We start from the raw sequence: 26,440 nt of genomic DNA on the forward strand, positions 1-26,440 counted from the left end.
AGCGATCGGTCATGGACCGATCATGGACCGGTCAACGGACTGGTCATGGACCGGTCAGGGTCTGTATCCGGTCCAGGATGAGGCCGACCGAGGGGTCACCGGCGACACCGGGGACGGCATGCGCCTCGCCGGACGCGGTCATCAGGACCAGCAGCGCGGCGAAGGCGATCACCGGCAGCACGAGCGCCCACCACGGCAGCCGTATGTCCACACGGCCCGCGGCCGGGGCATGGGAGCGGGTGTGCGTACGGGCCGACATGGCCGCCTCCGTGGAGTCTGAAGGTGCGCTGCCGAGCCGGGCTGCTCAGCTGCTTTCAAACCTACGGATCATGGGCCCGGTCTCCCATCCGGTGACCCACCCACTTCACCCTGACACTGGCCCCCTAGGGGATGGTGGTGCCGGCACCACCATCCGCCGCACGCACGGCGGACGTCACGGTGCGGCGATCGAGGCGATCACGCCGATCACGACGGTGATGGCGATCATCGCGCCGAAGACGAGCAGGAGCTTCTTCTGGCCGTTCGGGGGGTTCGGGTCGAGCACAGGCATGCGGTCAGTCTCGCATCCCGGCTTCGTGCTCGATCGTCCGGTCCCGGCCCGCGAGGCTGCCGGCGACGATCTGCGGGACCATGAGCCCGGCCATCAGCGCCAGCGGGAGCCCCCAGCCGCCGCTGTGCTGGTAGAGCACACCGACCAGGAGCGGGCCCGGGATGGAGATCAGATAGCCGGTGCTCTGGGCGAAGGCGGAGAGCCGTACGACGCCGGCTCCGGTCCGCGCGCGCATGCCGATCATCGTCAGGGCGAGCGGGAACGCGCAGTTGGAGATGCCCAGCAGCAGGGCCCAGACCCAGGCACCCGCGGCGGGCGCGAGGAAGAGACCCGTGTAGCCCGTGAGTCCGCACAGGCCGAGGGCGGCGACGATCGGGCCCTGGGTCCTGAGCCGGGTGGCCAGCCGCGGGATGACGAAGGCGAGCGGTACACCCATGACCATCGTGACGGCGAGCAGGACGCCTGCCGTGCCCGCCGAGACGCCGGCGTCGCGGAAGATCTGCGGCATCCAGCTCATGGTGATGTACGCGCCGGTGGCCTGGAGGCCGAAGAAGCAGGCGAGGGCCCAGGCGGTGCGGCTGCGGGTGATGCGCAGGACGGGAGGGACCTGGGCGGGACCGGCCCGACCGGAAGTGGCCTGACCGGGAGCGGCATGGGCGGGAACGGCCTGGGCGGGAACGCCGGCCCGCTTCGGCCGGCGACCACGACCTCGGTTCCGGTTCCGGTCCCGGTCCCGGTCGCGCACCAGTGGGATCCACGGCAGTACGGCGACGGCGGCGACCAGGGCCCACACCCCGAGGCCCGTGCGCCAACTGCCGCCCAGCGCCTCGGCCATGGGCACGGTTGCGGCCGCGGCGAGCGCCGTCCCGAGCGACAGGGCCATGGAGTAGAGCCCCGTGACAGTGCCGACGCGGTCCGGGAAGTAGCGCTTGACGATCACCGGCATCAGGACGTTGCTGACGGCGATGCCCATGAGCGCGAGCGCACTGGCGGCGAGGAAGCCGGGGGTGCCGCCCGCGAAGGGCCGTATCAGCAGTCCCGTGGCGATCGCCGCCATCCCGGCGCAGACGATCGCGGCGGGCCCGAAGCGGCGGGCGAGCCGTGGCGCGGTGAGGCCGAAGACGGCGAAGCAGAGCGGCGGTACGGAGGTGAGGATCCCGGCCACGCTGCCGCTCATGTTGAGCCCGCCCCGCACCTCCTCGAGCACCGCGCCGAGGCTGGTGATGGCCGGGCGGAGATTGAGCGCGGAGAGGGCGAGGCCGACGAGTACCAGCCGGATGAGCCAGACCGAGGGGTTGGCGGCGGGAGAATCGATGCCGGTACGAAGTGTCGTGGCGGCGGGGCTGAGGGTCCTGGTCCGAGTGTGGGTCTCGGTCTGGGTCTGCGTCTCGTCCGCCATGGAGCCATCATAGAATCATAGGATGATTGGTTGTCCAATCCCGAACGAGTCTCGTCGACAAGGAGCACCATGGCGCTGTCCTCTCCCCGGCGTTCCGCGCTCTCGGACCAGGTGATCACCGAGCTGCGGAACCAGATCACCTCGGGCGAGTGGCCTGTGGGCTCACGGATTCCGACCGAGCCCGAGCTGGTCGAGCAGCTCGGCGTGGCCCGGAACACCGTCCGCGAGGCGGTCCGCGCGCTCGCGCACAACGGCCTCCTGGACATCCGCCAGGGCTCCGGCACGTACGTCGTGGCGACGAGCGAACTGGCCGGGGTCATGCACAGGAGGTTCGCCGACGCCGATCCACGTCATGTCGCCGAAGTGCGTTCCACGCTCGAGTCGTCGGCGGCGCGAATGGCCTCCGAGCGCCGCACCGAACGGGATCTGAAGCAACTGGACGCGCTGCTGGCGCGCCGCGAGGAGGCCTGGGAGACGGGCGACGCGGAGCTGTTCGTCACCGCCGACGCGACCTTCCACCTGGCCGTGGTCGCCGCGTCCCACAACGAGGTCCTCACCGGGCTCTACGCGGATCTCGGGGATCTGCTGCGCGACTGGCTCCGCGACGACGTGGGCCACGAGCTGCGCCCGGAGAACCACATGGACCACGCACGGCTCGTCGACGCCATCCGCGAGGGGGACGGGGACACCGCGGCGGCGGAGGCGGCGAGCTACCCCTTCATGTGCCTGCGCAACCCGGCGCAGTCGTAGGGCGACGGCCCCACGATGCCGCGGGGACCCGCTCACGAAGCCGCAGGACCACCGCGTTCACAAGACGCGTACGTGACTCACCCAGGCGGTACGTATCTCCTTCCAGCAGCGCTCGGTGAGCGTGGCGTGGGCGGTGGGAGCGACGTCGACGGGGCGGCTGTCCGCATCGACGTCCCACCACCGCGCGCACTCGACATGCAGCTGGACCCGGTCCGTGTCGAGATAGGAGTTGCGGCAGTACGCCGTGGCACGCGAACCCTCGACGACGACGTCGCAGTCGGCCCCGAAGGGCCGCGGGGCGGAATCCCCGGGCGACAGCGCGGCTGCGGTGGACACCGGCAGGAACAGGGTCGCGAGCACCCCGAGTGCGGGCATGGAACGCCAGGTCGTACGCACAGGCAGACCTCCTCGGCCGTACTGCGGCTGGACCGCTGCTGCACCACAAGGGAGGGATTGCCTCTCCAGAGTCACCCGCCGGCGGCCCTGGCGCCTGTTCCACTACTCCGAACGGGCGATGCCCCGGCCACGCCGCACACAGCGGGTGACCGGGGCATCACAGGCGAACGGGTGAATCCGTACTGACGCGTAACGGTGCGTTACGCGCCCATCATGTGTACGCCGCCGTCGACGTGGACGATCTCGCCCGTCGTCTTCGGGAACCAGTCCGAGAGCATCGCGACGACACCGCGGCCGGTCGGCTCGGGGTCGGCCATGTCCCACTCCAGCGGGGAGCGGTGGTTCCAGACGTCCGCGAGCTCGCTGAAGCCCGGGATGGACTTGGCGGCCATCGAGCCGAGCGGGCCCGCCGAGATCAGGTTGCAGCGGACGTTCTGCTTGCCCAGGTCGCGGGCGAGGTAGCGGGAGGTGGCCTCCAGCGCCGCCTTCGCCGGGCCCATCCAGTCGTACTGCGGCCAGGCGAACTGGGCGTCGAAGGTCAGGCCGACGACCGACGCGCCCTCGTGCGGAAAGAGCGGCAGGCAGGCCATGGTCAGCGACTTCAGCGAGAACGCCGAGACGTGCATCGCGGTCGACACGGACTCGAACGGGGTGTTCAGAAAGTTGCCGCCGAGCGCGTCCTGCGGCGCAAAGCCGATGGAGTGGACGACACCGTCCAGGCTGCCGAGCTCCTCGCGGACCAGGTCGGCGAGGCGGCCGAGGTGCTCGTCGTTGGTGACGTCGAGTTCGATGACCTTGGCGGGCTTGGGGAGCTTCTTGGCGATCCGCTCGGTCAAAGTGGGCCGCGGCCAGGCCGTCAGGATGATCTCCGCACCCTGCTCCTGGGCCAGCTTCGCGGTGTGGAAGGCGATGGAGGACTCCATCAGCACACCGGTGATGAGGATGCGCTTGCCGGCGAGGATTCCACTCATGTGATCAGTGACCCATGCCCAATCCGCCGTCAACCGGGATGACGGCTCCAGTGATGTACGAGGCGTCGTCCGAGGCGAGGAACTTCACCGCGGCGGCGATCTCCTCCGGCTGCGCGTAACGGCCGAGCGGCACCTGCGAGACGATGCCCGCACGCTGCTCGTCGTTGAGCACCTTGGTCATGTCGGTCTCGACGAAACCGGGTGCGACGACGTTGAAGGTGATGTTCCGCGAGCCGAGTTCGCGGGCCAGGGACCGGGCGAATCCGACGAGTCCGGCCTTGGAGGCGGCGTAGTTGGCCTGCCCCGCCGAGCCGAGCAGCCCGACGACCGAGGAGAGCAGCACGACGCGGCCCTTCCTGGCGCGCAGCATGCCGCGGTTGGCGCGCTTCACGACGCGGAAGGCGCCGGTGAGGTTGGTGTCGACGACGGAGACGAAGTCCTCCTCGGACATCCGCATCAGCAGCTGGTCCTTGGTGATACCGGCGTTGGCCACCAGCACCTCCACAGAACCGTGCTTCTCCTCGATCTCCTTGTAGGCCTGCTCCACCTGTTCCGCGTCGGTGATGTCGCAGCGGACCGGCAGGCAGCCGAGCTTGGTCAGCTCCTCCGGCGGTTCACCCGACCGGTACGTGATGGCGACCTTGTCGCCTGCGTCGGCGAAGGCGCGGGCGATGGCGAGGCCGATGCCCCGGTTTCCTCCGGTGACGAGAACCGAGCGGCTCAACGGATCACCCTTTCGATAGCGGTCTGCATACGGTCTCTACAGCGAAAACCTATCGGTACCGCCCGGCATCACGAGAACCGGCCACCGACAGTGGCTCCCCGCGTCTGCTGTGGGGACCCTACAGTCGGCGTCCCCGGTGATCGGGACGCGCGCCGGGGCGACGCGCCGTCCCACCGGGCCGTCCGGCGCCGACGGTGGCGCAGGACGGCCCGGTGGGACGGCGAGGACGGTGACAGCGGCGACGACGAGTGTGGAAACCCCCTCGGAACCGTCCTGGCCGCGTGCTTGACTTCGCGTAGTGATCCGAGCACGCACGCGTGAAAAGGAGTGGCCGCCTGTGGCCCATGACATCGATCAAACGTTTCTCGCGCTGCCGCTGCGGGCCCTCGCCGACGCGGCGCTCGCGCGGGCCCGTGCGCTGGGCGCCGAGCACGCCGACTTCCGGCTGGAGCGGGTGCGCAGTGCGGCGTGGCGACTGCGGGACGCCAAGCCGGCCGGCTCGTCCGACACGACCGATCTCGGCTATGCGGTCCGGGTGGTGCACGGCGGCGCGTGGGGTTTCGCCTCCGGCGTGGATCTGACCATGGACGCCGCCGCCCGGGTCGCGGGCCAGGCGGTGGCGATGGCGAAGCTGTCCGCTCAGGTGATCGCGGCGGCCGGGTCGGCTGGGGGTCCCCCCGGCGAAGCCTGGGGGAGGGTGGAGCTCGCCGACGAGCCGGTGCACGCGGAGCGGACGTGGGTCTCGTCGTACGAGATCGATCCGTTCACGGTCGCCGACGCGGAGAAGTCCGGGCTGCTGGCGGACTGGAGTTCGCGGCTGCTGGGCGCGGAAGGCGTGGCGCACGTGGACGCCTCGCTGCTCACCGTGCACGAGAACAAGTTCTATGCGGACACGGCGGGTACGGTCACCACCCAGCAGCGGGTGCGGCTGCATCCACAGCTCACGGCGGTCGCCGTGGACGAGACGACCGGTGAGTTCGACTCGATGCGGACGATCGCGCCACCGGCGGGCCGCGGCTGGGAGTACCTGACCGGCACGGGATGGGACTGGGGCAGCGAGCTGGAGGAGATCCCGGAGCTCCTCGCCGAGAAGATGCGCGCGCCGAGCGTCGAGGCGGGGCGGTACGACCTGGTCGTGGACCCGTCCAATCTCTGGCTGACGATCCACGAGTCGATCGGCCACGCCACCGAGCTGGACCGGGCGCTGGGCTACGAGGCGGCGTACGCGGGGACGTCGTTCGCGACCTTCGACCAGTTGGGCAAGCTGCGGTACGGCTCGCCGGTGATGAACGTGACCGGCGACAGGACCGCGGAGCACGGTCTCGCGACGGTCGGGTTCGACGACGAGGGCGTCGAGGCGCAGAGCTGGGACCTGGTCAAGGAAGGCACGCTCGTCGGCTACCAGCTGGACCGGCGCATCGCCCGGCTGACGGGCCTCGGGCGGTCCAACGGATGTGCTTTCGCGGACTCGCCCTCGCATGTACCGGTGCAGCGGATGGCGAACGTGTCGCTGCAGCCGGAGCCGGGCGGGCTGTCGACGGAGGACCTGATCGGGGGTGTGGAGCGCGGGATCTATGTGGTCGGCGACCGGTCATGGTCGATCGACATGCAGCGCTACAACTTCCAGTTCACGGGGCAGCGCTTCTACCGGATCGAGAACGGCCGGCTGGCCGGTCAGCTGCGCGACGTGGCCTACCAGGCGACGACGACGGACTTCTGGGGCTCGATGGAGAAGGTCGGCGGCCCGCAGACGTACGTCCTGGGTGGCGCCTTCAACTGCGGCAAGGCCCAGCCGGGCCAGGTCGCGGCGGTCTCGCACGGCTGCCCGTCCGCCCTGTTCCGCGACGTCAACATCCTGAACACGACGCAGGAGGCCGGACGATGAGCACGGGTCGCGCCCGCACCGTCCCCTGCCCGGGGTCCGGACCGCGGCCCGGCCGCGGTCCGATGCAGTGTCCCCCGGGACAGCACCGTCTCGACACCACGCAGGAGGCCGCTCGATGAGCCCCGTCAGCAAGCCGCACGAGATCGTCGAGCGCGCCCTCGAGCTGTCCACCGCCGACGGCTGCGTGGTCATCGCCGACGAGCACTCGTCCGCCAATCTCCGCTGGGCGGGGAACGCCCTCACCACCAACGGCGTCACCCGTGGCCGCACCCTCACCGTCATCGCCACGGTCGACGGGACGCAGGGCACCGCGTCCGGTGTGGTGTCGCGGTCGGCCGTGACGGCCGAGGACCTGGAACCGCTGGTGCGGGCCGCGGAGGCGGCGGCCCGGACCGCCGGGCCCGCCGAGGACGCGCAGCCTCTGGTGCCGGGCGTGCCGGTCGCCGGGGACTTCACGGACGCGCCGGCCGAGACGTCGTCGGCCGTCTTCGCGGACTTCGCGCCCGCGCTGGGCGAGGCGTTCGCCCGGGCCCGTTCGGGCGACCGTGAGCTGTACGGCTTCGCCCACCACACGCTGACCTCGACGTATCTCGGCACGTCCACGGGCATGCGGCTGCGCCACGACCAGCCCACCGGCACGCTGGAGCTCAATGCCAAGTCCCCTGACCGGACCCGTTCCGCGTGGGCGGGCCGGGCGACGCGCGACTTCAAGGACGTGGACCCGGCCGCGCTGGACGCGGAGCTGGCGACGCGCCTCGGCTGGGCGGAGCGCCGGATCGAGCTGCCCGCCGGGCGATACGAGACGCTGCTGCCGCCCACCGCGGTCGCGGACCTGCTGATCTACCAGATGTGGTCGTCGACCGGCCGGGACGCCACCGAGGGCCGTACGGTCTTCTCCAAGCCCGGCGGCGGCACCCGTGTCGGCGAGACGCTGTCCCAGCTGCCGCTCACCCTGCGCAGCGACCCGAACGAGCCGGGTCTGGAGTCCGCGCCGTTCGTGATCGCGCACGCCTCCGGTGACGACGCCTCGGTCTTCGACAACGGTCTTCCGCTGTCCTCGACCGCGTGGGTACGGGAAGGGAAGCTGGACCGGCTGGTCACCACCCGGCACAGCGCCGGCCTCACCGGCCTGCCGGTCTCCCCCGGCATCGACAACCTGATCCTGGAGGGCGGCGGCGAGCGCTCCCTGGAGGACATGGTCGCGAGCACCGAGCGCGGACTGCTGCTGACCTGCCTCTGGTACATCCGCGAGGTCGATCCCGCGACGCTGCTGCTGACCGGGCTGACCAGGGACGGCGTCTATCTCGTCGAGAACGGCGAGGTGGTCGGCGAGGTGAACAACTTCCGGTTCAACGAGTCACCCGTCGACCTGCTGTCGCGGGCCGCCGAGGCGGGCCGGACGGAGAAGACGCTGCCGCGTGAGTGGAGCGACTGGTTCACCAGGGCCGCGATGCCCGCGCTCCGGGTGCCCGATTTCAATATGAGTTCGGTCAGCCAGGGCGTATAACCTCGGAGACGTCCGCGAGGACTTTCGCCAGGACATCCGTAAGCACATGCAAGGAGACACGAGAGACGTGACGGACATCGTCGACGAACTGCAGTGGCGGGGGCTGATCGCCCTGTCCACTGACGAGGACGCACTGCGCAAGGCGTTCGCGGACGGTCCCGTCACGTTCTATTGCGGCTTCGACCCGACCGCGCCCAGCCTGCACCTGGGCAATCTGGTCCAGATCCTGACCATGCGCCGGATCCAGCAGGCGGGCAACCGCCCGCTGGGTCTGGTCGGCGGCGCGACGGGCCTCATCGGCGACCCGAAGCCGAACGCCGAGCGCACGCTCAACGCGCCGGACGTCGTCGCGGCCTGGGTGGAGCGGCTGCGCGCGCAGATCGAGCGCTACCTCGACTTCGAGGGTCCGTACGCCGCGACCATGGTCAACAACCTGGACTGGACGGCGGGCCTGTCGGCGATCGACTTCCTGCGCGACGTCGGCAAGCACTTCCGGGTCAACAAGATGATCGCGAAGGAGGCCGTCGCCCGGCGGCTGAACTCCGACGCGGGCATCAGCTACACCGAGTTCAGCTACCAGATCCTGCAGGGCATGGACTTCCTGGAGCTGTACCGGCGGCACGGCTGCGTGCTGCAGACCGGCGGCAGCGACCAGTGGGGCAATCTCACCGCGGGCGCCGATCTGATCCACAAGGTCGAGCCGCACGCGGCGGTGCACGCCCTGGCCACTCCGCTGATCACCAAGGCGGACGGCACCAAGTTCGGCAAGACGGAGTCCGGCACGGTCTGGCTGGACGCCGAGCGGACCACGCCGTACGCGTTCTACCAGTTCTGGCTGAACGCGGACGACCGCGATGTCTCCAAGTTCCTGCGGATCTTCAGCTTCAAGTCCCGCGAGGAGATCGAGGAGCTGGAGAAGCTCACCGAGGAGCGTCCGCAGGCCCGCGCTGCCCAGCGTGCGCTGGCCGAGGAGCTGACGACACTGGTGCACGGCGCCGACCAGTGCGCGGCCGCCGTGAACGCGTCGAAGGCGCTGTTCGGGCAGGGCGAGCTGGGCGAGCTGGACGAGCCGACGCTGCGGGCGGCGCTCGCCGAGCTGCCGCATGCACGGGTGGCCGGCCTCGCTCCGGTCGTGGATCTCTTCGCCGAGGTGGGTCTGGTGGCCAGCAAGTCGGCGGCCCGCCGCACCGTGAAGGAGGGCGGGGCCTACGTGAACAACATGAAGATCACGGCCGAGGACGCGGTCCCGGCCCGGGAGGACCTGCTGCACGGTCGCTGGCTCGTGCTGCGCCGCGGCAAGAAGAACCTGGCGGCGGTCGAGGTCGCGGGCGGCTGACCCGTCGCGCAGGACCGGCGCACAGCCACCGGCAGCGAAGACACGACACGCACGGCAGCGGCCGGGGGACCGTCCCCACCCGGCCGCTGCCGTGCCTGGGCCTGCGCCCTGGGCCCGGGTCGCCCGGACCTGTCGGATGGTCAGGCGCTCGGGGTCCGTCAGGCGCTCTGTTTTCTGCCTCGCAGGGCCATGTAGGCCATGTCGCCGAGCCACACGACGACCAGCGCGGCGACGATCTGCAGCGCGTGCCTGCCCCAGTCGATGCCCCGGGTCTCGCCGATGCCGAACGCCATGGCGAGAGAGTTGCCGACGATCCCGCCGATGATGCCGAAGATCGTGATCAGCCAGAGCGGGCTGTGCTGCTTCCCCGGCAGGATCGCCTTGGCCAGCAGTCCCAGCACGAACCCGACAATGATCGCCCACAACCAGCCCATGGCTGCCTCCCGGTTTCGGATCGACGTGAGCAGTTACGGGACAGTCTCGGCTTATCAGCCATACGACGCATGTCGGACAGCTCCGTACGTGGTACGGCGGCGGGCCTATGCCCGATTGAGCGGTGACCCGGTCTCGAATGCGTCGCAGCCGCGGCGTACCGTGGAGCCAGGATTGAGCCGGGAAGAGTCCGGCGCGGCGGTCGGGCGGTGGAATGTCATGCGGAAGCGGAAGAATACGAACGAAGTCTTCCGGATCACCGGAGCCCGCCAGGGGCTCGCCGACGATGTGCGCGGCCGGCAGCGTCGCTATGTGATCTCGATGTCGGTCCGGACCCTGTCGGTGATCCTGGCCGCGGTGCTCTGGAATGTCGAGCGGCATGTGGCGATCGTGGCGCTGGCGCTGGGTGTGCTGCTTCCGTACATAGCCGTGGTGATCGCCAATGCCGGCCGGGAGAACGCGCCGTCCCTGCCGTCGACATACCTCGCCCCGCCGCTGCGGCCGATGATCGACGCCGGCGGCTCCACGCCGGACGTGCAGTCGCCCGCAGCGAACGTGGGCGGCCCCAGAGCGGAGGAGCAGGCGGAACGGCCCGCCCGCCAGAGCTGACGCCCCGTCGGCCCCGGGCCGGCGTCCGCGGCTCACAGGGCCCGGAAACCGGGCTCTGTGAAGCTCAGGAAAACCTCAGATCAATCGTGAAGTTCCAGTGCACCGCGGGCGGTTCCGCGTGACATACTGCGTGTGCGCTCCGCATCCCCCGTCGGAGCGACGGACCGACGCCGGGCAGCTCCCCCCGTGGCTGCTCGGCGTCGCCTTTTCGGGCCAGCGATCGCGGAGCGCCCGCCGATCCTGCGGGCGCACTGATCCCGCCGGGTCCGATGACTCGCCGACCGGCGATCGTCGATGGTCGTGGACAATGATCGAGTGAGTGACGAGACCCCGATCTGTTCCGCCAAGGGCTGCCGTGCCGCCGCCGTCTGGGTGCTTGCGTGGAACAACCCGAAACTGCACACGCCGGAGCGCCGCAAGACCTGGCTCGCGTGCGACGAGCACCGCGAGCATCTGTCCCAGTTCCTCGGTGTCCGGGGTTTCCTGAAGGATGTCGTGACGCTCGACGAGTGGGAGCAGGGGTCCGGGACGGCGGGGACGGACTCAGCCGCCGATGGCTGACATGGGACGCTCGGGCTGAAGGAACGACGGGTCGTCGAGGCCGGACCCGGCCTTCTTGCCCCACATCGCGAGCTTCCAGATCCTGGCGATCTCCTCGTCCGGCGCGTCGGAGCGCAGGGCCGCGCGCAGATCGGTCTCCTCCTGCGCGAAGAGACAGGTGCGGACCTGTCCGTCGGCGGTGAGGCGGGTGCGGTCGCAGGCACGGCAGAACGGACGGGTGACGGAGGCGATGACCCCGACCCGGTGCGGTCCCCCGTCCACGATCCAGCGCTCGGCGGGTGCGGAGCCACGGGCCTCGTCCCCCTCGGGCGTGAGGTCGAAGCGCGTACGCAGCGACTGCAGGATGTCACCGGCGGTGATCATGCCGTCGCGCTTCCAGCCGTGCTGGGCGTCCAGCGGCATCTGCTCGATGAACCGCAGCTCGTAGTCGTGCTCCACGGCCCAGGCGAGCAGCTCGGGAGCCTCGTCGTCGTTGAGTCCGGGCATGAGGACCGAGTTGACCTTGACCGGGGTCAGTCCGGCGTCGCGGGCGGCCTGCAGTCCTTCCAGCACGTCGCGGTGGCGGTCGCGGCGCGTGAGGGTCCTGAAGACATCGGGCCGCAGGGTGTCGAGGGAGATGTTGACCCGGTCCAGTCCGGCGGCCTTGAGCGCCGTCGCGGTGCGCTTGAGTCCGATGCCGTTGGTGGTCAGGGACATCTTCGGGCGGAAAGCGAGCTCCGCACAGCGCTCGACGATGCCGACCAGGCCGGGCCGCAGCAGCGGCTCACCGCCGGTGAAGCGCACCTCGGTGATCCCCAGATCCGTGACGGCAATACCGATGAGCCGGACGATCTCGTCGTCGGTGAGCAGAGTGGACTTGCCGAGCCACTGGAGTCCCTCTTCCGGCATGCAGTAGGCACACCGCAGATTGCACCGGTCCGTGAGCGAGACCCTCAGGTCAGTGGCCACACGGCCGTAGGTGTCGATGAGCACTGCGGGCCCCCTCCCCGGTGTCCGGAAGTCGTACAGGAACTCGTGTATACAGCCGAGCCTACGTGACACCTGTGACATCGCCAGGTGCCGAATGACACGACGTACGACGCGGCCGCGTCGTAGGACTCTACGACGCGGCCGCGCTCAGGCGAATGACGGAATCCTCCTCAGTGGGCGCCGACGCCTGTGAGGGACTTGACCTCGAGCTCCGCGTACTTGCCCTTGTTCGGCTCCTCCTTGGAGAGCAGGGAGCCGATCCAGCCGAGCAGGAAGCCCAGGGGGATCGAGACCAGGCCGGGGTTCTCCAGCGGGAACCAGGCGAAGTCCACCGAGGGGAACATCGACGTGGGCTTGCCGGAGACGACCGGGGAGAAGAGCACGAGCAGCACCGACGAGATCAGGCCACCGTAGATCGACCAGAGGGCGCCCTGGGTGGTGAACCTCTTCCAGAAGAGGCTGTAGAGGATCGTCGGCAGATTGGCGGAGGCGGCGACCGCGAAGGCGAGCGCGACCAGGCCCGCCACGTTCAGATCGCGGGCCAGTGCGCCGAGGGCGATGGAGACGATGCCGATGAGGACCGTCGCCCAGCGGGCCGCGCGGACCTCCTCCTTCTCGGTCGCCTGTCCCCTGCGGATGACGTTGGCGTAGATGTCGTGCGCGAAGGACGACGAGGACGCCAGGGTGAGTCCGGCGACGACGGCGAGGATGGTGGCGAAGGCGACCGCGGAGATCACGGCGAGCAGGATCGCGCCGCCCGCCGAGTCGACCCCGCCGATGTGGAGCGCGAGCAGCGGTGCCGCCGTGTTGCCGGCCTTGTTGGAGGCGGTGATCTCCTCGGGGCCGACGAGCGCCGCGGCACCGAAGCCGAGCGCGATCGTCATCAGGTAGAAGGAGCCGATGATGCCGATGGCCCAGATGACGGACTTACGGGCGGCCTTGGCGGTCGGCACCGTGTAGAAGCGGATCAGGATGTGCGGCAGTCCGGCGGTGCCGAGGACCAGGGCGATGCCGAGCGAGATGAAGTCCAGCTTGGAGGTGCCGGTGGCGCCGTACTTGAGGCCGGGCTCCAGGAACGCCGCGCCCTTGCCGCTCTCCTCGGCGGCCTTGCCGAGCAGGTCGGAGACATTGAAGTTGAACTTCCACAGCACCAGGAAGGTGATGAGCAGGGTGCCCGCGATGAGCAGGACGGCCTTGACCATCTGCACCCAGGTGGTGCCCTTCATGCCGCCGATGGTGACGTACACGATCATCAGGATGCCGACGAGGGCGACGATCGCGATCTTGCCGGCGTCGGTGGTGATGCCGAGCAGCAGCGAGACGAGCACGCCCGCACCCGCCATCTGAGCGAGCAGATAGAAGATCGAGACGACGATGGTGGAGGTGCCGGCCGCGGTGCGGACCGGGCGCTGGCGCATGCGGTACGCGAGGACGTCACCCATCGTGAACCGGCCGGAGTTGCGCAGCGGTTCGGCCACGAGCAGCAGGGCGACCAGCCAGGCGACGAGGAAGCCGATGGAGTACAGGAAGCCGTCGTAGCCGAAGAGGGCGATGGCGCCGGCGATGCCCAGGAAGGACGCGGCGGACATGTAGTCGCCGGAGATGGCGAGGCCGTTCTGGAAGCCGGTGAACTGGCGGCCGCCCGCGTAGAAGTCGGCGGCGCTCTTGGTCTGCCGGCCGGCCCAGACGGTGATGAACAGCGTCGCGACGACGAACGCCGCGAAGAGCGAGATGATCAGCGGCCGGTGCTCGCTGGTGGCACTCGATGCGGCCAGCTGGACGCTGTGGAGGGTGGTGCTGCTCATGCGTCGGCCTCCATACGGGACTTGATGGCATCCGCCTTGGGGTCGAGCTTCTCGGCCGCGTGCCGCGCATAGAACCAGGCGATGAGGAACGTGGTGGCGAACTGGGCGAGCCCGAGGACGAGCGCCACATTGATGTTGCCGAAGAGCTTGGTGCCCATGAAGCCGCCCGCGTAGTTGGACAGCAGGACGTACAGCAGGTACCAGGCGATGAAGGCGATGGTCAGAGGGAAGGCGAAGGAGCGGTACGTGCGGCGCAGTTCGCCGAATTCCGCACTCTCCTGCACCTCGGCGAACTTCTCCGTCGTGGGCTGGGCAGGGCTGGTGTCCGTACCGCCCGTGGGCGGTGGCGGTGCATCGGTAGACACGGAATCTCCTCGCGACGCGGGTGCGGCAGGTATGGATACGGGGACCTCACGGGGACGGACGCATGCTGCTCCACCCCTGACAACGGCACGGAAGCGGCAGCGAAGCGGTTCACTTCCGGTCTTTTCCCGTCAGGGTTTTCCATCGGAAGTCGTTGATGTACCCCGATGATCGGGATAACTTCACTCGTCATGTACCCGCCCATTCGCACCGGGTGTCTGGGCGGCTTTACGGATGATGTGGAGAACCCATGGCTCATCTGCGATCCAGACGGACGCGCGCAATAGCCCTGCCCGCCGGTCTGGCGCTCACGGCCTCGCTCGGATTCATGCCCGCAGGCGCCGCGTCGGCCGTATCCCTCGACGACTCCACGCCGGCCGCCGTCGCCACCGACGGTCCGAAGCTGTCGTACGTCGTCAACACGCACGGCGGTCACTCCACCGCCAAGGCCGTGAAGAGGGCGATAGCGAAGGCCGGTGGCACGGTGGTGATCGCCTACGACCAGATAGGCGTCATCGTCGTCCACTCGCAGAACCCGGACTTCGCGCGGCAGATCCGCGCGGTCAAGGGCGTCGCCTCGGCGGGCGCCACCCGCACCAACCCGCTGGCCCCGCAGACCGACACGGCCATCGACGCCGAACAGCCCCTCGGCACGGCCGAGGCGGCCGAGGCGGCGGCACGCGCGACGGGCGACCAGGACCCGCTCGAGCCGCTGCAGTGGGACCTGCCCGCCATCAAGGCGGACAAGGCCCACCAGAAGACGCTGGGGAGCAAGAAGGTCACCGTCGCCGTCATCGACACCGGTGTCGACGACACGCACCCCGACCTGGCGCCGAACTTCGACGTCGAGGCGTCCGCCAACTGCGTGTCCGGCGCGCCGGACACCACCCCCGGCTCGTGGCGGCCGGCCGCGGGCGAGAGCGACCACGGCACCCATGTCGCGGGCACCATAGCCGCCGCGAAGAACGATGTCGGCGTCACCGGCGTCGCCCCCGGCGTCAAGGTCTCGGGCATCAAGGTGGCCAACCCCGACGGCTTCTTCTACACCGAGTCGGTCGTCTGCGGCTTCGTCTGGGCCGCCGAGCACGGCGTCGACGTCACCAACAACAGCTACTACACGGACCCGTGGCTGTTCGCCTGCAAGACCGACGAGGACCAGAAGGCCCTGCTCGAGTCGGTCACGCGGGCCGCGAAGTACGCGGAGCGCAAGGGCGCGGTGAACGTCGCCGCGGCCGGCAACTCCCGGATGGACCTTGCGGCGAACGAGCTCACCGACACCACCAGCCCCAACGACACCACGCCGGTGACGCGGGTCATCAACCCGCGCGAGTGCCTCGACTACCCGACCATGCTGCCGGGTGTCGTCACCGTCTCCGCGACCGGCGCCAAGGGTCTGAAGTCGTCGTACTCGAACTACGGCCACGGCAACATCGACATCTCCGCGCCCGGCGGCGACTCGACGGCCTACCAGAAGCCGGACGCCCCCGCCACCAGCGGCCTGATCCTGTCGACCGTGATGAACGGCGGATACGGCTACAAGGCCGGTACGTCGATGGCGTCCCCGCATGTCGCGGGTGTCGCCGCGCTCATCAAGTCGACGCACCCGCGTGCTTCGGCGGCCGAGGTCAAGGCGCTGCTGTACGCGCAGGCCGACGACACGGCGTGCGGCGCTCCGTACGACATCAACGGCGACGGCACCGTCGACGCCGTGTGCGAGGGCGGCAAGGGCAAGAACGGGTTCTACGGAACCGGGCTGACGGACGCGCTGGACGCGGTGCGCCGGTAGGCGAGTTGTGCCGAGGGGCCCGGGCGTGTGGATCGCGCCCGGGCCCCTTCCTGTGCCACGGTCCGGCACGGGGTGCCATAGTGCGGCCGTGAGCGACACTCGTCCGCACGGGACTCCGCAGGACACTTCGGGAACTCCGGGAACTCCGGGAACTCCGGGAACACCGGGAACTCCGGGAACTCCGGGAACATCAGGGGCTCCGAGGACGTCGCAAGGGACCGCGCAGTTGTGGGCGGCCCTCGGCGGTGACCCCGAGCTGACCCGACGGATCTCGTACAGCGGCCCGCGCGGGCTGCTCACGGCCCGGCTCCCCGTCATGGAACTGGCCCGCGCCACGGTCGCGGTGTGCGCGCTCGCGGCCGCCGAGCGTGCCGCGTGCGGGGCCGCGGGCCCGGTTCCCGCCGTACGGGTCGACGACGGCGCGGTCGCCACGGCGTTCGTCAGCGAGCGGCATCTGCTGCTCGACGGGCGGGCTCCGGTCAACTTCGCCCCGATGTCCCGCTTCTGGCGCACGGCCGACGGCTGGGTCCGTACGCACGCCAACTACCCGCACCACCGGGCGGCCCTGCTCACCGCGCTGGACACCGACGAAGACGGTGTGGAGAGAGCACTCGCCGGGCGCCGGGCGCTGGAGGTCGAGGAGACGGTGCACGCGGCGGGCGGACTGGCCGTCGCCCTGCGCACCCCCGAACAGTGGGCGGCGCACCCGCAGGGCGCGGCGGCGGCCCGGCAGCGGCTGGTGGCGCGGGAGCGGCTCGACGACACCGCCCCGCGACGCCGCTCGCACCGGCTGCGGGTGCTCGACCTGACCCGGGTCATCGCGGGACCTGTCGCCACGCGGACGCTCGCGCTGCTCGGCGCGGATGTGCTGCGCGTCGACCCGCCCGGGCTGCCCGAGCTCCCCGACCAGCATGCCGACACCGGCTTCGGCAAGCGGTCCGCGACGCTGGACCTCGACAGCCCGGCGGACCGGCGGACCTTCGACGAACTCCTCGACCGGGCCGACGTGCTGGTCACCGGCTACCGTCCGGGGGCGCTCGACGGTTACGGCCTCACCCGGCCCGGACTCGTCGTCGCGCAGGTGTCGGCGTGGGGTGACGACGGGCCGTGGGGCGACCGGCGCGGCTTCGACAGCCTCGTACAGGTGGCGAGCGGGATCGCCGTCGTGGAGGGTTCCCCGGACCGTCCGGGCACCCTGCCCGCGCAGGCGCTCGACCACGGCACCGGATACCTGCTCGCAGCGGCGGTGCTGCGGTCGCTGACCGAGCAGGAGCGGGACGGCGGCACGCGTCTCGTGCGGTTGGCGCTGGCGCGTACCGCGCACTTCCTGACGCACGGCCTGTCGTCCGTGGCGGGCGGCGAGGCCGAGTCGTACGACGCCGGTCGCCTGCTCGCCGAGGCCGACAGCCCGCTCGGCAGGCTGCGGTACGCCCTGCCGCCGGTGTCGTACGACGGCGGCCCGACGACCTGGTCACGCCCACCGGGCGTCTGGGGCGCGGACGCGCCGACGTGGCTCTGACCGGCGTCTGCGGCGGGCGTGGCGTCCCGCCCCACCCATGGTGCGGCTCCACCGCGCTGCGGATCCGCCTCACCGGACGGTCGTCCGGTGTGTCCGTCCTCGAGCGCCGGGCTGGATCGGTACCCACCCGGCAACCCGGGTCTCCGTCCTCGAACGCGGCCAGGCTCACCATTCGGATTAGCGAAACGTAGCGATCCTGTGGCAGAGTGTTACGTGCACGCCCGGCGCCCAGGCGACGTCGGGCACCCTCCTCGGTCGGGTCATACGGCCCAGCCGACCAGCGTCCGGAGGGACGTGCCACGCGGGCTGACGGCTCCTGCCGTTCAGCACCAGGGCACGAAGGCGATTGGCTCACACCCTGAGCAGTACTCAGGTCCCCTAAGCCAATCAGAGACGCTCCACAGGGCTTGACCCCGGAAAGGGCGGAGCGGGGGAGAGCCCGCCGCAGGCGCCCGAAGGGCGCAGCGGGTGGGCTACGGCTTGATCAGGACCTTGAGGGCCGTGCGTTCGTCCATCGCCTTGTAGCCGCCGGGGACGCCGTCCAGGCCGATGGTCAGGTCGAAGACCGGGGACGGGTCGACGGTGCCGTCGAGGACGTCGGGCAGCAGCTCCGAAATGTACGCGCGGACGGGCGCGACACCCCCGCGCAGCGCGATGTTGCGGTCGAACATGACGCCGAGGTCAAGGCCCGTGCCGCTGCCGTGCGGGACGCCGACATAGCCGATGGCGCCGCCGTCGCGGGTGATCCCGACGGCCGTGCGCATGGACTGCTCGGTGCCGACTGCCTCGATGACGGCGTGCGCGCCGTGACCGCCGGTCAGCTCGCGTACGGCGGCCACCGCCTCGTCCCCGCGCGCGGCGACGACGTCCGTGGCGCCGAAGGTCCTGGCGATGTCGGTGCGCACCTGGTGGCGTCCGAGCGCGATGATCCGCTCGGCGCCGAGCCTCTTCGCGGCCAGCACCCCGCACAGGCCGACCGCGCCGTCGCCGACGACCGCGACGGTGCCGCCCCTGGTGACGCCCGCGCCGACGGCGGCGTGGTGGCCGGTGCCGAGCACGTCGGAGAGTGCGAGCAGGGCGGTCAGCAGCCGCTCGTCGGAGGCAGCGCCGGCCGGGAGCTTGACGAGGGTGCCGTCGGCGAAGGGCACGCGCACGGCCTCGCCCTGGCCGCCGTCGGAGCCGGGCGAGCCCCAGAAGCCGCCCTGCGGGCAGGACGTCTGCAGTCCCTCGGCGCAGTACTCGCAGGTGCCGTCGGACCAGACGAACGGCGCGACGACGAGGTCCCCGGGCGCGAAGCCGGTCACCTCGGGGCCGGCCTCCTCCACGATGCCCAGGAACTCGTGGCCGATGCGCTGCCCGGGCCGCCGCTCCGACTCACCGCGGTACGCCCACAGGTCGCTGCCGCAGATACAGGCCCGCAGGACCCGCACCACGGCATCGGTCGGCTGCTGCACTTCCGGGTCGGGAACGTCCTCCACGCGCATGTCGAACGGGGCGTGGATCGTGGTGGCGCGCATGACGGCGGTCCTTCTCGGGGGCTTCTCAGACGGCGGTACGCGCCTCACGGTACGCCCGGTCGGGCGAGGGCGCGTCCCCGGACCGACCCAGGGCGCCCAGGGCGCCCGTCGTCAGCAGGTACTGCGCCCCCGCGTACGTGAGCATGATCCAGAAGTCGGGCGCAGGGAGTTGCGGCCATTCGGCGAGGCCGGTCGCCAGGAGCATGTCGGAGACCAGGAACAGCGCCCCGCCCGCCCCTGCGGTCCGCCCGAGCGCGCCCGACCGGTAGACCATGGCGGTCAGCAGCAGCGAGTAGCCGGCGACGGGGATCCGCAGCCCTGCCGGCAGGTCCGCCCAGAGCAGCCCGACGGCGCCGACGAGGAACGCGCCGTACGCGATGCCGAGCGCCGGGCTCGTACGCCTCCGGCCGAAGAGCACGAGGTAGCAGACGTGCCCCGCGGCGAAGAGCCCCATCCCGACGAGGAACGCCCAGTCGGCGTCGGCCATCAGGAACACGTCCCCGCCCCAGCCGCAGAGGAGTGCGGCCACAAGGAGCCGGGGCGCGCCGCGGGTCGCCGCGTATGCCGCGAGCAGCGACATCAGGAGCGGCTTGGCGATCAGATGCCCGGTGTCCCAGCCACCGAGCAGGGCACCGAGGTCGAGCAGGAGGGCGGCCGCGAAGAGGGCCTGCAGGAGCCGGGCGAGGCTCTTCCTGCCGGCGCTGCGGCCGGAGCTCCGCTCACCGACGTCGGAGTCGCAGTCGGAGTCGGCAGGCGCCGCGGAGGAGGCGCCCGCCGCGGCCCCCGCCTCCGCGCCCGCGCTCGCATCCGCATCCGCATCCGCATCCGCATCCGCATCCGCATCCGCATCCGCGCTCACGCCGTACGCTCCGCGGCGGCCGCAGGACCCGGTACGGCGTCCCCGGCGCTCCCCTGCACGGCGGCCGGCCCCGGCTGCCATCCGGGACCCCGGAACATCCGCCCGGCGCGCTCGTGCCAGCTGCTCGCGGCGCGCACGTCGCGGACGATGGCGACGTACTCGTGCGTCGCGACGCGCAGCGGGTTGTACGTCGAGATGTTCTTGGTGAGCCCGTAGACGGGCCGCTCGGTCTCGGCCGCGAAGGACCGGAAGAGCCGGTCCCAGACGATCAGGATCCCGCCGAAGTTCCGGTCCAGATAGCCGCCTTGGGAGGCGTGGTGGACCCGGTGGTGGGAGGGGGTGTTGAACAGGAACTCGAAGGGCCGCGGCAGCCGGTCGATCCGCTCGGTGTGGATCCAGAACTGGTAGACGAGGTTCACGGAGGAGCAGAAGGCGAGGGCGGCCGGGTGGACGCCGCAGGCGATCAGCGGCAGGTAGAACGGCCAGGAGGTGAACCCGGTCCACGGCTGGCGCAGCGCCGTGCTGAGGTTGAACTTCCGGCTGGAGTGGTGGACGACGTGGCAGGCCCACAGGACCCGGATGACGTGATGGCCGCGGTGGGACCAGTAGTAGAAGAAGTCCTGCGCGAGCAGCATCAGGAGGACGGTCCACCACAGCACGGGCACGCGGAGCGGGGTGAGTTCGTACACCGCCGCGTAGACGGCGACGACCGGGATCTTCCAGAGGAGGTCGAAGCCGAGACTGCCGAGCCCCATGCTGATGCTGGTGGCGGCGTCCCTGGCCTCGTAGCCGGCGGCGTCCTCGTCGGGATGGAGCCGGTAGCTGACCATCTCCAGGACGGTGAGCAGGACGAAGGCGGGTATCGACCACAGCACGACATCGGGCAGGTTGGACGGCATGCGGGCACCGTAGAGGCGCGTGCGGCGGCTCGGCTAGATGCCGTTACCAACAAGTATGCGAGACAACCTGTCAGCGTCTTTGGTGACTTCTGCCAAGCGTGCCGCCGCAGGGTGTCGTCCGTGGTGTTCTCACCGTGGTGGGCGACGCCCAGGGCCGGCAGGTCGCGGAGATGCCGTCACTCGTCGGGCGACCGGCCTGCGGTTCCGGATACAGAGCTCGCTCGACCTGCGCCGGATCGTTCACCTGCCCGAACCGGCCCGGTTGATCATGTGGCGCTGCGGGCTGCCGAACGGGCTCGAGGCCCTGCGCGAGCTGCCCAAGCTGACTTCGCTGTGGCTCTCGGCGTGCGCAGGCCCCGATGGATGCGGCCTCGGCCTGCGGCCGCTGCTCGGCATGGAGCGGTTGGTCCTCACCCTGAGCCGCGGTACGTCGGTGATCGGCGAAGAGCTGTTCCCGCCCGGTCGCATCGTGCGACGCGACTGGCCGACAGGGCCGGACGAAGCGGCCGGCCACGCAACGGACCACGCAGCCGAACCACACGACCGGACCACACGACTAGACCCCCGCCGCCCCCAGCAGTGACCCCGCCGCGTACGTCACCCCCATCGCCAGCGCTCCCCCGCCCACGTTCCGCCCCATCGCCCGCCCCGCCGGCGCGTCCCCCAGCCGGGCGCTCCACCAGCCGGTGAAGGTCAGGGCGACGAGCACCGACACGACGGTCACCCACAGGCGGGCCGACGACGGCGGGAGCACGATCGCCAGGAGGGGCAGGAGCGCGCCCACCGTGAACGCCAGGCAGCTGGCGCCCGCCGCGTGCCAGGGGTTCGCGAGTTCGTCCGGGTTGATGCCGAGTTCCACGCGTGCGTGGGCGCGCAGGGCGTCGCGCTCCGTGAGCTGGACCGCGGCCTCACGTGCCACGTCGCGCGAGAGGCCGCGCTCCTCCAGGAGGTCGGTGAGCTCGTCGAGTTCGGCCTCCGGCTGTTCGCGCAGCTCACGCTTCTCGGTCGCCAGCGCCGCCATCTCCGAGTCGCGCTGGGTCGAGACCGAGACGTACTCGCCGGCCGCCATCGACATGGAGCCGGCGAGCAGTCCGGCGAGGCCGGCGGTGAGCAGCGTCCCGCGGTCGCTCGTCGCCCCCGCGACGCCGACGACGAGACCTGCCGTGGAGACGATGCCGTCGTTGGCGCCGAGGACGGCGGCGCGGAGCCAGTTGAGACGTGTACCGAGGGATTCGCCGTGGGGCTCGTGGTGGGTGGGTTCGGTCACGCGGGGAGGGTCTCACCTCGGGCGGTGCGGGCCCAGTCACCACACCCTTACCGACCCGCCCGGCGCGAAGGCGGGGCTGGTGGCACCGGCCGGGACCTCCTTCAGGGGCTCGGCGATCTCCTCGACGGTCGGGCCGTGCACGGCGGCGACGGTGTCGAGGAAGGCGAGGTCGAAGCCGTACACCCGGGCGGCGTTGCCGCCCGCCATCGCCGCGATCTCGTCGCGCGGGAGCCCCGCGTAGGCGATGCGGAGGCCTTCGCGGGAGTACGGGGTCGTGCCCTCGTCGTGCGGGTAGTCGCTGCCCCACATGATCTTGTCGAGGCCGATCCTGTCGCGCAGCGGCACCTCGTGGGGCCGCATGAAGCTCGCGCCGACGAAGCAGTTGTCGCGCCACACCTCGCTGGGGCCCTTGCCCATCGAGGCGGCAAGCCCGGCGCCGAACTTGGACTCCGCGGTCGCTGCCCTGGTCGCGGCGGCAACGAGCCGGCCGTGGTAGTAGTCGAGCATCTCGACGACGGCGGGGATCCAGCCCGAGCCCTGCTCGGTGAGCACCAGCTTCAGCCCGGGGTGGCGGCGGAAGGCGCCGCCGAAGATCAGATGCCAGAGCGCCCGGTGCGAGAACCACGTCGTCTCCACCATGAACACGGCCCGTGCGGCCGGTTCGTCGCCCAGCGGCGGCGAGGCCGACCCGCCGTGGTGGTTGACCGGTACGTCGAGCTCTTCGCACACCGCCCACAGCGGGTCGTACGTCTGCGAGAACAGCTCGGGGACGCCCGAACCGGGCGGGGCGCCGGGCAGCAGGATCCCCCCGGTGAGGCCCGCCTCCTTGCTGCGGCGGACCTCCGCCACCGCCTCGTCCACGTCGTTCAGCTGGATCTGCGCGACGCCCGCCCTGCGGCCCGGGGCGAGGGAGCAGAAGTCGGCGAGCCAGCGGTTGTGGGCGCGCAGCCCGGCCCACCGCAGCTCGTACTCCTCGCGCGCCGGCGCCGGCGCCATCAGCGATGCGGACGGGAAGAAGGGCGGGATGGTGTTGGGGAAGACGACCTCGGCGACGATGCCGTCGGCCTCCAGCTCGGCGATCCTGCGGTCCGAGTTCCAGTTGCGGTCCGCGGTGTCGGCGACGAGGTCCTCGTACGGGTTGACGTACGCCGCCGCCCAGGCGTCGAAGTCGTCGTGGAAGCGCTTCTCCAGATACGGCTTGTAATCGAGGAGATCGGCGCCTGCGTGGCAGTCGGCGGAGATGACGGTGTAGCGCTCCATCGGTCAGTCCACCCCCAGGGACGGGAAGTCGTGGTCCGTCAGCCAGTGCCGGCCGACCTCGCGCGAGCGCGCCCAGGACGCCTCCACGGCGGCCTGGTCGTCGGGCTGGCCGAGTTCGGCCGGGGTCGGGCCGATGCGGCGGGCGACCGGCGCGAGTTTCGTGGTGTCGAAGCCGAAGACCTCGGCGGCCGCGAGGCCGAGGATGCGGCGGGTCTCGGCGACGGGGATGTCGTGGAAGGTGTTCTTCAGCCAGGCACGGGTGTGGGGCCAGGTGCCCTCCGGGTGCGGGAAGTCGGAGCCCCAGAGGATGTTGTCGATGCCGATCTCGTACCGCTGGGCGAGTTCGCGCCGCTTGGTGTTGGTGGCGCAGATGAAGACCTGCCGGTCCAGGTACTCGCTGGGCGGCCGCCGCAGCTCCGCGAAGGGCGAGAGTTTCTTGCCGCCGTGGGCGCCGAGGTAGAGGCGGTCCATGAACCAGAGCAGATTCGGCAGCCACCAGCAGCCCGACTCGGCGACGCCGAACCTCAGCCCGGGGTGGCGCTCGAAGACCCCGGACCAGAGCAGGAACCAGAGCGGCCGGGCGGGCCACCAGGTGACCTCGGAGACGTAGATCCCCAGGTGGTCTCCGTACTCGTGGCGCGGGGCGGCACCGGAGTGGGTGACGAGCGGCATGTCGGTCTCGGCGGCGGCAGCCCAGACGGGGTCGTAGCGCCGGTCGTGGTACGGGGCCTTGTCCACCCACATCGACGGGATCATCAGCGCGCCGAGCCCGGACTCCTTGGCCCGGTGGATCTCGGCGACGACCTTGTCGACCTCGCCGGTGACGGGGAGGAGCGCGACACCGCAGTGCCGTGCCGCGTCCTCGGCGTTCCCGCCGACGAACTCCGCCAGCCAGCGGTTGTGCGCCTGCGCGCCCGCCATGCCGAGGTCCGGATCCTGGTCGCCGGAGAGCCCGAGACCCACGCCGAAGGGCGCGGCGGTCCCGCTGTCGACGGCGTCCGCGTCGGGGAAGACGACCTCGGCGGCCACCCCGTCCCCGTCGAGCTCCTTGAGACGCTGTGCGGTGTCCCAGCCGCCGCGCAGGCCCTCCTCGTTGTCGCTGAACCACTTGTTGGCGAAGGCCTCGTTGCGCACGCCGAGGCGGGTCATCTCCTCGCGGCGGCGGTCGCGCCCGGCGAGGAACTCGTCGAAGTCCCGGTGGAAGCGGGCGTCGAGGTAGGACCGGTACCGCTCGGTGGGAAGTCCCGCGTGGCAGTCCGAGGAGATGATCAGGTACGGGTCGTTCGGTGCCGGTGCGTACGGGTCCGTCATCGCGGCTCCCTCAGTCGAGTATGAAGCTCTCCAGGTACGAAGGGTCGGCCCGGTCGAGCATCGACTGCGACCGCGCCCGGATCTGGCGGTCGCTGTGCTCGCTCGCCGGGAGCATCCAGAAGCGGTCGGCCCTGATCCCGTCCACGACGTGCTCGGCGACCTGCTCCACCGGCGTGAACGTGACCTCGTGCCCCGCGGCCCTCATCGCCGCCTCCCACTGGTCGAGGCTGCGGTACGGGGTCCTGCGCGGCCGTTCCTTGGCGTAGCGCGCGGGCCTGTTGCGGTGCGACTCCCACAGTCCGGTGCGGAGCATGTGCGGGCCGGGGAAGAGCACGGACGCGCCGACCCGGGCACCCTCGGCCTTCAGGTGCGCGTACAGCGACTCGGTCATGGTCACGACGGCCGCCTTGGTGACGGCGTACACGGACGCCGTGGGCAGGGGTGCGATACCGCCGTCGCCGGACGCGGTGTTGACGACATGGCCGGGCTCACCGCCGGCGATCATGCGCGGGACGAAGGCCTGGATGCCGTGGAAGACACCCCACACGTTGACCGCGAAGGCCCACTTCCAGTCGTTCGGCTCGTGCTCCCACATCCTGCCCTCGGCACCGGAGCCGACCCCCGCGTTGTTGCACAGGACATGGACGGCGCCGAAGGTCTCGTACGCGGCGTCGGCTAGCTGCTGTACGGAGTCCCGGTCGGACACGTCGACGACCCGTGCGAGGACGTCCGCGCCGGCCGCCACGAGGTCGTCCGTGGCCTTGCTCAGGGCGGCGTCCTCGACGTCGGCGAGGACGACCTTCAGCCCCTCCGCGGCGAACCGCCGGGCCATCGCCAGTCCGATGCCGCCCGCCGCCCCGGTGACGACGGCGACCTGCCCTTCCGCGAGCCTCACCGGACGCTCCCCTCCGGCGGTCCGTCGAGGATCTGCTGCGGGTCGTCGTACCGCTGGTGGATGTACGGGAGCAGGGCCCGGGCGCTGACCCGTTCGGCCACGCGGCCCTTCTGGTCGGTGGTCTTCTCACCGATGGTGAGCCCGACCAGTTTCCGTACGGGCAGGTCCGCGACCGGGTCGTACATCGACTCCCGCAGGACGACATCGCCGGTGAGCTGCTCCAGCCTGCGGAACCTCTCGCCCCGTACGCAGTGGACGAGGACCGGGTCGGTGTCGAATCCGGATCCCGAACCGTCCACCGACGGCAGGAACTTGAAGTAGAAGTCCAGCTTCTCGCCCGGCTCGGGCAGCGGCAGGGGGCCCGACACCGCGGCCCGCACCTCGACGAAGGCGATCCCGTGCCGGGCGAGGGCGGCCCGGACGACCAGGCCGTCGCGTTCGACGGTCACCTCGCCCAGCTTCTTCGGCTCGCCGAAGACCTCACGGCCGCCGATGAGGGCCCGCTCATGGGTCATCGGCATGACGAGCGGATACCAGCCCTGCCGATCGCCGTGTGCGGCGGCGACGGCGACCGAGCCCGCGCCTGGGAGTACCTCCCGCGCCGAAGGCTGCGGGGGAGGACAGCCGGGCAGATCGACCTTGCTGATGTTGGCCCGCACGAGCGGGCGTTCGGTGGGTTTGAGCGGCGGCGGCAGGACGGCCGCGACCGCGTCCGGGTCGGTCTCCCAGACCGCCACGACGCCCGTGGACCAGATGCCGGGGAGTTTGGCGCCGGCTGCGCGGGCGGCCGTGATCTCGGCCTCGGTGCGCGCGCCGTACCGTACGCGTGCCATGTCGTACCACCCTTCGTCGTTCGTCGGGGGCCGGTCC

At 70.9% G+C, this 26,440-nt stretch carries 26 protein-coding genes; 8 read left to right on the top strand and 18 right to left on the bottom strand.

Annotated elements, in window-relative coordinates:
• Window positions 1-43: 43 nt before the first annotated feature.
• From ABT078_RS08200 to ABT078_RS08210, 3 genes are all read right to left on the bottom strand, one after another.
• The gene (locus ABT078_RS08200; protein ID WP_351225131.1) at window positions 44-259 is read right to left on the bottom strand and encodes a hypothetical protein; all 216 of its coding nucleotides are present in this window, start codon (window positions 257-259) and stop codon (window positions 44-46) included.
• 174 nt (window positions 260-433) lie between these two features.
• Complete coding sequence (locus tag ABT078_RS08205) at window positions 434-550, bottom strand: SGM_5486 family transporter-associated protein (protein ID WP_351225133.1); 117 nt, start codon at window positions 548-550, stop codon at window positions 434-436.
• 4 nt (window positions 551-554) lie between these two features.
• On the bottom strand, window positions 555-1,949 hold the full coding sequence (locus ABT078_RS08210; RefSeq protein ID WP_351225135.1) for a CynX/NimT family MFS transporter: 1,395 nt from the start codon (window positions 1,947-1,949) through the stop codon (window positions 555-557).
• 69 nt (window positions 1,950-2,018) lie between these two features.
• On the opposite strand from ABT078_RS08210, the gene ABT078_RS08215 reads away from it, so the two are divergent.
• A complete protein-coding gene (locus ABT078_RS08215) occupies window positions 2,019-2,699 on the top strand; it encodes a FadR/GntR family transcriptional regulator (RefSeq protein ID WP_351225137.1) in 681 nt (226 codons plus the stop codon).
• 57 nt (window positions 2,700-2,756) lie between these two features.
• Here ABT078_RS08215 and ABT078_RS08220 read toward each other — a convergent pair whose 3' ends face one another.
• The 3 genes from ABT078_RS08220 to fabG all read right to left on the bottom strand — a co-directional run bounded on the left by ABT078_RS08220 (window position 2,757) and on the right by fabG (window position 4,790).
• Window positions 2,757-3,074: a hypothetical protein gene (locus tag ABT078_RS08220; RefSeq protein ID WP_502981181.1), complete on the bottom strand. Its 318-nt coding sequence runs from the start codon at window positions 3,072-3,074 to the stop codon at window positions 2,757-2,759.
• 221 nt (window positions 3,075-3,295) lie between these two features.
• Complete coding sequence (fabI, locus tag ABT078_RS08225; RefSeq protein ID WP_351225141.1) at window positions 3,296-4,066, bottom strand: enoyl-ACP reductase FabI; 771 nt, start codon at window positions 4,064-4,066, stop codon at window positions 3,296-3,298.
• 4 nt (window positions 4,067-4,070) lie between these two features.
• Window positions 4,071-4,790, bottom strand: a complete 720-nt coding sequence (fabG, locus tag ABT078_RS08230; protein WP_351225143.1) for a 3-oxoacyl-[acyl-carrier-protein] reductase — start codon at window positions 4,788-4,790, stop codon at window positions 4,071-4,073.
• Between the two features lie 337 nt (window positions 4,791-5,127).
• On the opposite strand from fabG, the gene ABT078_RS08235 reads away from it, so the two are divergent.
• From ABT078_RS08235 to tyrS, 3 genes are all read left to right on the top strand, one after another.
• Window positions 5,128-6,675, top strand: coding sequence for a TldD/PmbA family protein (locus tag ABT078_RS08235; protein WP_351225145.1), 1,548 nt, complete (start codon window positions 5,128-5,130; stop codon window positions 6,673-6,675).
• A gap of 115 nt (window positions 6,676-6,790) precedes the next feature.
• A complete protein-coding gene (locus ABT078_RS08240; protein WP_351225147.1) occupies window positions 6,791-8,182 on the top strand; it encodes a metallopeptidase TldD-related protein in 1,392 nt (463 codons plus the stop codon).
• Window positions 8,183-8,249: 67 nt separating this feature from the next.
• Complete coding sequence (gene tyrS, locus ABT078_RS08245; protein ID WP_351225149.1) at window positions 8,250-9,518, top strand: tyrosine--tRNA ligase; 1,269 nt, start codon at window positions 8,250-8,252, stop codon at window positions 9,516-9,518.
• Between the two features lie 158 nt (window positions 9,519-9,676).
• Here the strand turns inward: tyrS and ABT078_RS08250 are convergent, their stop codons facing one another.
• The gene (locus tag ABT078_RS08250) at window positions 9,677-9,952 is read right to left on the bottom strand and encodes a GlsB/YeaQ/YmgE family stress response membrane protein (RefSeq protein WP_351225151.1); all 276 of its coding nucleotides are present in this window, start codon (window positions 9,950-9,952) and stop codon (window positions 9,677-9,679) included.
• A 217-nt stretch (window positions 9,953-10,169) separates the two neighbouring features.
• Here ABT078_RS08250 and ABT078_RS08255 point away from each other — a divergent pair, with 217 nt between their 5' ends.
• Both ABT078_RS08255 and ABT078_RS08260 read left to right on the top strand, forming a co-directional pair.
• Window positions 10,170-10,559, top strand: coding sequence for a DUF3099 domain-containing protein (locus ABT078_RS08255; RefSeq protein WP_351225153.1), 390 nt, complete (start codon window positions 10,170-10,172; stop codon window positions 10,557-10,559).
• Window positions 10,560-10,853: 294 nt separating this feature from the next.
• Window positions 10,854-11,120: a hypothetical protein gene (locus ABT078_RS08260; protein WP_351225154.1), complete on the top strand. Its 267-nt coding sequence runs from the start codon at window positions 10,854-10,856 to the stop codon at window positions 11,118-11,120.
• Here ABT078_RS08260 and moaA read toward each other — a convergent pair.
• From moaA to ABT078_RS08275, 3 genes are all read right to left on the bottom strand, one after another.
• A complete protein-coding gene (moaA, locus tag ABT078_RS08265) occupies window positions 11,103-12,092 on the bottom strand; it encodes a GTP 3',8-cyclase MoaA (protein ID WP_351225156.1) in 990 nt (329 codons plus the stop codon). The genes ABT078_RS08260 and moaA overlap by 18 nt on opposite strands.
• 167 nt (window positions 12,093-12,259) lie before the next feature.
• Window positions 12,260-13,894: a monocarboxylic acid transporter gene (locus ABT078_RS08270; protein ID WP_351225158.1), complete on the bottom strand. Its 1,635-nt coding sequence runs from the start codon at window positions 13,892-13,894 to the stop codon at window positions 12,260-12,262.
• On the bottom strand, window positions 13,891-14,259 hold the full coding sequence (locus ABT078_RS08275; protein ID WP_351225160.1) for a DUF485 domain-containing protein: 369 nt from the start codon (window positions 14,257-14,259) through the stop codon (window positions 13,891-13,893). Before ABT078_RS08275 ends, ABT078_RS08270 begins: the two co-directional genes overlap by 4 nt.
• Window positions 14,260-14,507: 248 nt before the next feature.
• Between ABT078_RS08275 and ABT078_RS08280 the strand changes: the two genes are divergently transcribed.
• Both ABT078_RS08280 and ABT078_RS08285 read left to right on the top strand, forming a co-directional pair.
• Entirely contained in the window at window positions 14,508-16,043 is a 1,536-nt protein-coding gene (locus ABT078_RS08280) for a S8 family peptidase (RefSeq protein WP_351225162.1), read from the top strand.
• Window positions 16,044-16,269: 226 nt separating this feature from the next.
• Window positions 16,270-17,562, top strand: a complete 1,293-nt coding sequence (locus ABT078_RS08285; protein ID WP_351225164.1) for a CoA transferase — start codon at window positions 16,270-16,272, stop codon at window positions 17,560-17,562.
• Between the two features lie 473 nt (window positions 17,563-18,035).
• Here the strand turns inward: ABT078_RS08285 and ABT078_RS08290 are convergent, their stop codons facing one another.
• The 8 genes from ABT078_RS08290 to ABT078_RS08325 form a co-directional block, all read right to left on the bottom strand.
• On the bottom strand, window positions 18,036-19,079 hold the full coding sequence (locus tag ABT078_RS08290) for a zinc-dependent alcohol dehydrogenase family protein (RefSeq protein WP_351225166.1): 1,044 nt from the start codon (window positions 19,077-19,079) through the stop codon (window positions 18,036-18,038).
• 25 nt (window positions 19,080-19,104) lie between these two features.
• The gene (locus ABT078_RS08295; protein WP_351225586.1) at window positions 19,105-19,752 is read right to left on the bottom strand and encodes a lysoplasmalogenase; all 648 of its coding nucleotides are present in this window, start codon (window positions 19,750-19,752) and stop codon (window positions 19,105-19,107) included.
• Window positions 19,753-19,934: 182 nt separating this feature from the next.
• A complete protein-coding gene (locus ABT078_RS08300; RefSeq protein WP_351225168.1) occupies window positions 19,935-20,837 on the bottom strand; it encodes a sterol desaturase family protein in 903 nt (300 codons plus the stop codon).
• A gap of 556 nt (window positions 20,838-21,393) precedes the next feature.
• On the bottom strand, window positions 21,394-22,104 hold the full coding sequence (locus ABT078_RS08305; RefSeq protein WP_351225170.1) for a VIT1/CCC1 transporter family protein: 711 nt from the start codon (window positions 22,102-22,104) through the stop codon (window positions 21,394-21,396).
• A 36-nt stretch (window positions 22,105-22,140) separates the two neighbouring features.
• Window positions 22,141-23,364, bottom strand: coding sequence for an amidohydrolase family protein (locus ABT078_RS08310; protein WP_351225172.1), 1,224 nt, complete (start codon window positions 23,362-23,364; stop codon window positions 22,141-22,143).
• 3 nt (window positions 23,365-23,367) lie between these two features.
• A complete protein-coding gene (locus tag ABT078_RS08315; RefSeq protein WP_351225174.1) occupies window positions 23,368-24,675 on the bottom strand; it encodes an amidohydrolase family protein in 1,308 nt (435 codons plus the stop codon).
• A gap of 10 nt (window positions 24,676-24,685) precedes the next feature.
• Window positions 24,686-25,570, bottom strand: coding sequence for an SDR family NAD(P)-dependent oxidoreductase (locus ABT078_RS08320; protein ID WP_351225176.1), 885 nt, complete (start codon window positions 25,568-25,570; stop codon window positions 24,686-24,688).
• On the bottom strand, window positions 25,567-26,403 hold the full coding sequence (locus ABT078_RS08325; RefSeq protein ID WP_351225178.1) for an acetoacetate decarboxylase family protein: 837 nt from the start codon (window positions 26,401-26,403) through the stop codon (window positions 25,567-25,569). The genes ABT078_RS08320 and ABT078_RS08325 overlap by 4 nt, the downstream gene beginning before the upstream one ends.
• Window positions 26,404-26,440 lie beyond the last annotated feature (37 nt).

Origin of the sequence: Streptomyces sp. NPDC002133, assembly GCF_040296405.1 — a bacterium.
Taxonomy (GTDB): Bacteria; Actinomycetota; Actinomycetes; order Streptomycetales; family Streptomycetaceae; genus Streptomyces.